The 7,151-nt window shown below is 68.9% G+C and carries 7 protein-coding genes; 6 read left to right on the plus strand and 1 reads right to left on the minus strand.

Annotation, left to right across the window (positions count from 1 at the left end; all coding sequences use genetic code 11):
- The 6 genes from AC27VN_RS27795 to AC27VN_RS27820 form a co-directional block, all read left to right on the plus strand.
- The coding region (locus AC27VN_RS27795) for a 2Fe-2S iron-sulfur cluster-binding protein (RefSeq protein ID WP_490878623.1) at positions 1 to 270 on the plus strand (270 nt) is incomplete at its 5' end.
- Positions 271 to 433: 163 nt separating this feature from the next.
- On the plus strand, positions 434 to 1,618 hold the full coding sequence (locus tag AC27VN_RS27800; protein WP_208509862.1) for an ABC transporter substrate-binding protein: 1,185 nt from the start codon (positions 434 to 436) through the stop codon (positions 1,616 to 1,618).
- Positions 1,619 to 1,776: 158 nt separating this feature from the next.
- Positions 1,777 to 2,649, plus strand: coding sequence for a branched-chain amino acid ABC transporter permease (locus tag AC27VN_RS27805; protein ID WP_057595671.1), 873 nt, complete (start codon positions 1,777 to 1,779; stop codon positions 2,647 to 2,649).
- A complete protein-coding gene (locus AC27VN_RS27810) occupies positions 2,649 to 3,641 on the plus strand; it encodes a branched-chain amino acid ABC transporter permease (protein ID WP_490878624.1) in 993 nt (330 codons plus the stop codon). Before AC27VN_RS27805 ends, AC27VN_RS27810 begins: the two co-directional genes overlap by 1 nt.
- Positions 3,638 to 4,408: an ABC transporter ATP-binding protein gene (locus tag AC27VN_RS27815; protein WP_490878625.1), complete on the plus strand. Its 771-nt coding sequence runs from the start codon at positions 3,638 to 3,640 to the stop codon at positions 4,406 to 4,408. The genes AC27VN_RS27810 and AC27VN_RS27815 overlap by 4 nt, the downstream gene beginning before the upstream one ends.
- Complete coding sequence (locus AC27VN_RS27820; RefSeq protein WP_261213685.1) at positions 4,401 to 5,105, plus strand: ABC transporter ATP-binding protein; 705 nt, start codon at positions 4,401 to 4,403, stop codon at positions 5,103 to 5,105. The genes AC27VN_RS27815 and AC27VN_RS27820 overlap by 8 nt, the downstream gene beginning before the upstream one ends.
- A 27-nt stretch (positions 5,106 to 5,132) precedes the next feature.
- Here AC27VN_RS27820 and AC27VN_RS27825 read toward each other — a convergent pair.
- Positions 5,133 to 7,151: TonB-dependent siderophore receptor (locus tag AC27VN_RS27825; protein ID WP_490878626.1), on the minus strand; the 2,019-nt coding region annotated here is incomplete at its 5' end.

A 7,151-nucleotide genomic window follows, 5' to 3' on the forward strand; every position in this document is an offset into this window, starting at 1 on the left:
GTGCCGCGGCACGACCTCGCGATCACGGTGCCGGCCGACTGTTCGCTGCTCGATGCGCTCGACGCGGCCGGCGTGCAGACCCTGTGGGACTGCCGGCGCGGCGAATGCGGGCTGTGCGCGATGGACGTGCTGGCGGTGGACGGCGAGATCGACCACCGCGACGTGTTCCTCAGCGCGCACGAGAAGCAGGCCACCACCCGCATCTGCGCCTGCGTGTCACGCGCGGTGGGTACGCTCACGCTCGATTCCGCGTACCGCGCGGACGCCTGACCGGCACCGATCCACCCCGTTGCGCGATCATCGCGCAGTTCATTTGTCTATCGCGCAACAAAGCGCCGCGCGGGCCCGCGCCTAGGTGAAGGTCCGCGACAAGGAATGTTGCAAAGTGTTGAAGAATAGGCCGATTCCGCTCGTCGCCCCCAAAGGAGAACTCATGCAAAGGCGTCAACTCATCCAGTCCGCGAGCCTCGCCGCGCTCGCGCTTTCCGGCGCGCTGTCCGTGACGGCCGTCCAGGCCCAGGACAACAAGTTCAAGATCGGCCTTATCCTGCCGATGACCGGCCAGTCGGCGTCGACCGGCCGCCAGATCGAGGCCGCCGCGCGCCTGTACATGGCGCAGAACGGCGACACCGTGGCCGGCAAGAAGATCGAGCTGATCGTCAAGGACGACACCGGGCTGCCCGACGTCACCAAGCGCCTGGCGCAGGAGCTGGTGGTGAACGACAAGGTCAACGTGCTCGCGGGCTTCGGCCTGACGCCGCTGGCGCTCGCGGTGGCACCGATCGCCACCCAGTCGAAGACGCCGCAGGTCGTGATGGCCGCGGCCACCTCGAGCATCACCGAGGCCTCGCCTTTCATCGTGCGCAGCGGCTTCACGCTGCCGCAGGTGTCGGTGCCGATGGGCGACTGGGCGCCGAAGAACGGCATCAAGACGGTGGTCACGCTGGTCAGCGACTACGGTCCCGGCAACGACGCCGAGAAGTTCTTCAGCGAGCGCTTCTCGCTCAACGGCGGCAAGGTGATCGACAAGCTGCGCGTGCCGCTGCGCAATCCCGACTTCGCCCCCTTCCTGCAGAAGGTGCGCGACGCCAAGCCCGACGCGCTGTTCGTCTTCGTGCCCTCGGGCGCGGGCGCGGCCGTGATGAAGCAGTTCCTCGAGCGCGGCATGGACAAGGCCGGCATCAAGCTGATCGCCACCGGCGACGTGACCGACGACGACCAGCTCAACGACATGGGCGACGGCGCGCTCGGCGTGGTCACCTCGCACCACTACTCGGCCGCCCATCCCTCGGCCGCGAACAAGAAGTTCGTCGAGGCCTTCGAGAAGGCCAACCCCAAGCTGCGCCCCAACTTCATGGCCGTGGGCGGCTACGACGGCATGCGCGTGATCTACGAGGCGCTCAAGACCAGCAAGGGCCAGGGCGGCGGCGAGGCGCTGCTGGCCGGCATGAAGGGCCAGGTCTTCGAGAGCCCGCGCGGCCAGGTGCTGATCGACGCCCAGACCCGCGACGTGGTGCAGGACGTGTACCTGCGCAAGGTCGAGAAGAAGGACGGGCAGCTCTACAACGTGGAGTTCGACGTGATCAAGGGCGTGAAGGACCCGGGTAAAGCCAAGTAATAGCAATGCGGGTTCGGACGGCCGAACGCGGAAGGAAAACCAGAATCACGCAGAAGTCGCGGAAGAATCCTTGTTGATTCCTTCTGCGACTTCTGCGTGACCTTCGCGACTTCTGCGTTCGGCTGTCCGCGTTCGAGACCGCATCCCACAGAAGCTGCATGCTCACCATTCTTTTCGACGGCATCGCCTACGGCATGCTGCTGTTCGTGCTCGCCGTGGGGCTGGCCGTGACGCTGGGGCTGATGAACTTCATCAACCTCGCGCATGGCGCCTTCGCGATGGCGGGCGGTTATCTCACCGTGTTCGCGATGCAGAAGTTCGGCGTGCCGTTCATGCTGTGCCTGCCGCTGGCCTTCGTGGTCGTGGCGCTGGCCGGCGCGCTGCTCGAGCGCACGCTCTACCGGCCCATGTACGGCAAGCCGCACCTCGACCAGGTGCTGTTCTCGATCGGGCTGGCCTTCATGGCGGTGGCGGCCATCGACTACTTCGTGGGCTCCTCGCAGCAGAACGTGCAGCTGCCCGAGTGGCTGCGCGGGCGCACCGAGCTCGGCGACGGTGCGCTGATGCTGGGCATGGGCCACTACCGGCTGTTCATCATCGCGGTCTGCGCGGTGCTCACCGTGGTGCTGCAGCTGATCCTCTCGAAGACCCGCTTCGGCAGCCGGCTGCGCGCCGCGGTCGACGACCCGCGCGTGGCCGCGGGCCTGGGCATCAACGTCAACGTGGTGTTCCTGCTGACCTTCGCGGTCGGCTCGGGGCTCGCGGGTCTGGGCGGCGCGCTCGGCGCCGAGATCCTCGGCCTCGATCCGACCTTCCCGCTCAAGTACATGATCTATTTCCTGATCGTGGTCTCGGTCGGCGGCACCTCGTCGATCACCGGGCCGCTCGCGGCCGCGCTGCTGCTGGGCATCGCCGACGTGGCGGGAAAGTACTTCATTCCGAAGATGGGCGCCTTCACCGTCTACCTGCTGATGATCCTGATCCTGATGTGGCGGCCGCAAGGCCTGTTCACGCGCAAGGGAGGCCGCTGATGGCCGCGCCTTCTTCCGCCGATTTCCAGTCGCCGCTGCTGCGCAAGGCGCGCTGGCACCCGGTCGAGTTCGTGGTGTGGGCCGTGGCCTTCGCGCTGCCGCTGATCACGCCCTCGCACTCGCTGCTGGTCAACGAGATCGCCATCGTCGCGCTGTTCGCGATGTCGCTCGACCTGATCCTCGGCTACACCGGCATCGTCTCGCTGGGCCATGCGGCCTTCTTCGGCTTCGGCGCCTATGCCGCGGCGCTGTTCGCCAAGCTGGTGATGCCCGACCCGACCGTGGGCCTGCTGTTCGCCATCGTCGTGTCGGCGCTGCTCGGGCTGGTGGCCAGCGTCACCATCCTGCGCGGCAGCGACCTCACGCGGCTGATGGTCACGCTCGGCACCGCGCTCTTGCTGCTCGAACTCGCCAACAAGCTCGACTGGCTGACCGGCGGCGCCGACGGCCTGCAGGGCGTGGTGATGGGACCGGTGCTCGGCCTGTTCGAGTTCGATCTCTACGGCCGCACGGCCGCCTGGTATTCGCTGGCCGTGATGCTGGTGCTGTTCCTCATCATGCGCCGGCTCGTGCATTCGCCCTTCGGCGCCACGCTCAAGGCGATCCGCGACAACCGGCTGCGCGCCATGGCGATCGGCATCCCGGTGGTGTCGCGGCTGGCCGTGATCTACACCGTGGCCGCCGGCGTGGCCGGTGCCGCGGGCGCGCTGCTCGCGCAGACCACCGGCTTCGCCTCGCTCGACGTGCTGGCCTTCGACCGCTCGGCCGACGTGCTGCTGATGCTGGTGATCGGCGGCGTGGGCTGGCTCTACGGCGGCGTCGCGGGCGCCATCGTCTTCAAGCTGCTGCAGACCTGGCTGTCGTCGGTGACGCCGCAGTACTGGATGTTCTGGATCGGCCTGATCCTGGTGTTGCTGGTGCTCGTGGGCCGCGATCGTCTGCTCAAGCCCTGGACCTGGTTCGGTGCCGGCAAGAAGGGCGGTGCGGCATGACCGACACCGTGCTCTCGACCCACGGGCTTGTGATGTGCTTCGGCGGCATCACCGCCACCAACAACGTCTCGATGGAGCTCAAGCGTGGCGCGCGCCATGCGCTGATCGGCCCGAACGGCGCCGGCAAGACCACCCTGATCAACCAGCTCACGGGCGTGCTCACGCCCTCCGAGGGCCGCATTACGCTGCTCGGCGAGGACATCACGCGCCTCGCGCCGCACAAGCGCGTGGCGCGCGGGCTGGTGCGCACCTTCCAGATCAACCAGCTGTTCGACTCGATGACGCCGCTCGAGACGCTGGCGCTGGTCGTGTCGCAGCACCAGGGCATCGGCGCGCAATGGTGGCGCCCGCTCGGCGCGACCAAGGCGGTGGCCGAGCGCGCGGGGCAGTTGCTCGAGCAGTTCCACCTGGCCGACGTGGCGCACCAGCAGACGAAGCACCTGGCCTACGGCAAGCGCCGGCTGCTCGAGATCGCGATCGCGCTGGCCTGCGAGCCGCGCGTGCTGCTGCTCGACGAACCCGTGGCCGGCGTGCCCGCGGGCGAGCGCGAGGAGCTGCTGCAGACCGTGGCCGCGCTGCCGGCCGACGTGTCGGTGCTGCTGATCGAGCACGACATGGACCTGGTGTTCAGCTTCGCCGACCGCATGACGGTGCTGGTCAACGGCACCCTGCTGACCGAGGGCGATCCCGAGGCCATCGCCAATGACCCGCGGGTCAAGGAGGTCTACCTCGGCCATGGCCAGTCCGCGGAGGCCGCCCATGTCTGAACTGCTGCGCATCGAGAACCTGAGCGCCGGCTACGGCGAGGCCGTGGTGCTGCACGACGTGTCCTTCGCGCTCGGCGAGGGCCGCACGCTCGCGCTGCTGGGCCGCAACGGCACCGGCAAGACCACGCTGATCAACACCCTGGCGGGTGCCACGCGCCAGCACGGCGGCAGCATCGCGCTCGGCGGCCAGGCGCTGCACCGGCTCGCGCCGCACCAGCGCGCGGCGGCCGGTATCGGCTGGGTGCCGCAGGAGCGCAACATCTTCAAGTCGCTCACCGTGCACGAGAACCTCACGGCCGTGGAGCGGCCCGGGCCGTGGAACCCGCGCCGCGTCTACGAGATGTTCCCGCGCCTGGCCGAGCGCAAGACCAACCTCGGCACGCAGCTGTCGGGCGGCGAGCAGCAGATGCTGGCCGTGGGCCGCGCGCTGGTGCTGAACCCGAAGCTGCTGCTGCTCGACGAGCCGCTCGAGGGCCTGGCGCCGATCATCGTGGAGGAGCTGCTGCGCGCCATCCGCCGCATCACGCGCGACGAGGGCCTGGCCGCGATCGTGGTCGAGCAGCATCCGCAGGCGATCCTCGCGATCTCCGACGAGGCCGTGGTGCTCGACCACGGGACCATCGTGCATGCCGACAGCGCGGCCGCGCTGCGCGCGCAGCCGCAGGTGCTCGATCGCTTGCTGGGCGTGGCGCGCTGAGTTGCACGCCCGCGCGCGTTCGGGCGTTCAGAACTGGTACTTCGCGCTCGCGACCACCGCGCGGTCGCTGCCGGGGTAGTACTTGCCGTAGGCCCGCGAGGCGGCGTACTGCCGGTTGGCGAGGTTGGTGGCGCTCAGCGCGAAGCGCCACGGGCCGCGCTTGTAGTGCACGGTGGCATCGATCAGCGCCACGCCGCCTTCCGACGAGGTGTTGCCCACGTCGTTCCAGCGCTTGCCGATGTAGCGCAGGCCGCCGCCGAAACCGAAGCCGTTGCCCAGCGTGTAGTCGAGCCACAGCGAGGCCGTGTTCCGTGGCACCTGGATCGGCGTCTTGCCGCGCTCGGTGGCGTTGGCGCTCTCGCGCACCTTGGTGTCGAGCCAGGTGTAGGAGGCCGTGAGGTTCAGGTCGCGCGCCAGCTCGGCCTTGGCCTCGAGCTCGAGGCCGCGCGAGCGGATGCGGCCGATCTGGCGGGCCTCGAAGGTGTTCTGGTCGTAGGTCACGACGTTGGACTTGCGCACGTCGAACAGGGCCGCGGTGAACAGCGAGCGCGCGCCCTCGGGCTGGAACTTGAGGCCGGCCTCCACCTGCTTGCCGCGGCTCGGGCGGAAGGGTTCGTTGTTCAGGTCGACGCCGCTGGTCGGCATGAAGGATTCCGAATAGCTGAGGTAGGGCGCCCAGCCGTTGCCGACCAGGTAGCTCAGCGCGGCACGGCCGCTGAACCGGTCGTCGGTCTGGGTCGTGCGGCCGCTCTTCAGACGGTCGAAGGTGGTGGACTTCACGTGGTCCTGCCGGCCGCCGAGCGTGAGCAGCCAGTGCGGGCCGAACTTGACCTGGTCCTGCGCGTAGACGCCGAGCTGCTCGGTGGTCTGGGTGAAGTTGCTGTCGGGCTGCACGGGCTCGGCGATCGGCAGGCCGTTGACCGGGAAGCGCAGGTCGAGGCTGGGGGCCGGTCCCGAGAACTGCTTGGCCGTGTACCGCACACGCGACCAGTCGACGCCGAACAGCAGCGTGTGCTCGACATCGCCGGTGCGCACGCGGCCCTGCAGCTGCGTGTCGGCGGTCCACTGGTTGACCCACTCGGGGGCGAAGCGGGCCGTGCGCCGCAGCGTGTAGCCATCGGGCGCGAGGTTCACCACCACGTGGTGCTTGTCGGTGTCGAAGCCGAAGTAGCGCATGTTCTGGCGCACCGTCCAGTTGTCGTCGAGATGGTGTTCGAACAGGTAGCCGAGCGAGGATTGCTGCTGCTTGATGCGGCTGTAGTTCGGCTCGCCCTGGATCAGGCCGGTGTCGCGGCCGCGTGCGTCGGTCACGTTGAAGGTGTCGTCGCTGGCGTTGCTCTTCAGGAACTCGCCGAGCAGCGTGAACGAGGTGGCGGCCGAGGGCTGCCAGCGCAGCGAGGGTGCGAGGTAGCTGCGCTTGACCTCGGCGGGCGCGCCGTTGGGATAGCGCTGCTGGCTGTTGCTGTCGAGCTCGACGCCCACCAGCCGGTAGCTCAGCGTGTCGCTCAGGGCGCCGCCGAGGTCGACCGCGAGCTGCTTGCGCTGGAAGCTGCCGTACTGGACCTCGATCTCGCGCGTGGTCGTGGTACCGGGCATCTTGCTGACGCGGTTGATGATGCCGCCGGCGTCGCCCAGGCCGAACATCACCGACGAGGGGCCGCGCAGGACCTCGACGCGCTCGAGGCCGTAGGGCTCGGTCAGCGAGTAGGCGGGCAGCAGCATGCCGTCGCGGTACATGGCGTTGCCGGCCGTGGCATCGAAGCCGCGCAGCAGCAGCCAGTCGATGCCGCGGGCGTCGTAGCCCCAGTTGCCGGCCACCACGCCCGGCGCGTAGCGCACGGCTTCCATGATGGTCTGCACGCCGCGGGCCTCGAGTTCCTCGCGTCCGATGACGGACAGCGACTGCGGCACCTCGACGATCGGCGTGTCGGTCTTGGTCGCGGTCTGGCTGCGCCGCGCGACATAGCCCGGCACCGGGCCGAGGCCGGTCTCGCGCTCGGCGGCGGCGTTCACGGTCACGGTCGGCAGCGCGGCGCCGGTGGCATC

The organism is Variovorax sp. 20P10.2.4 (assembly GCF_058244205.1).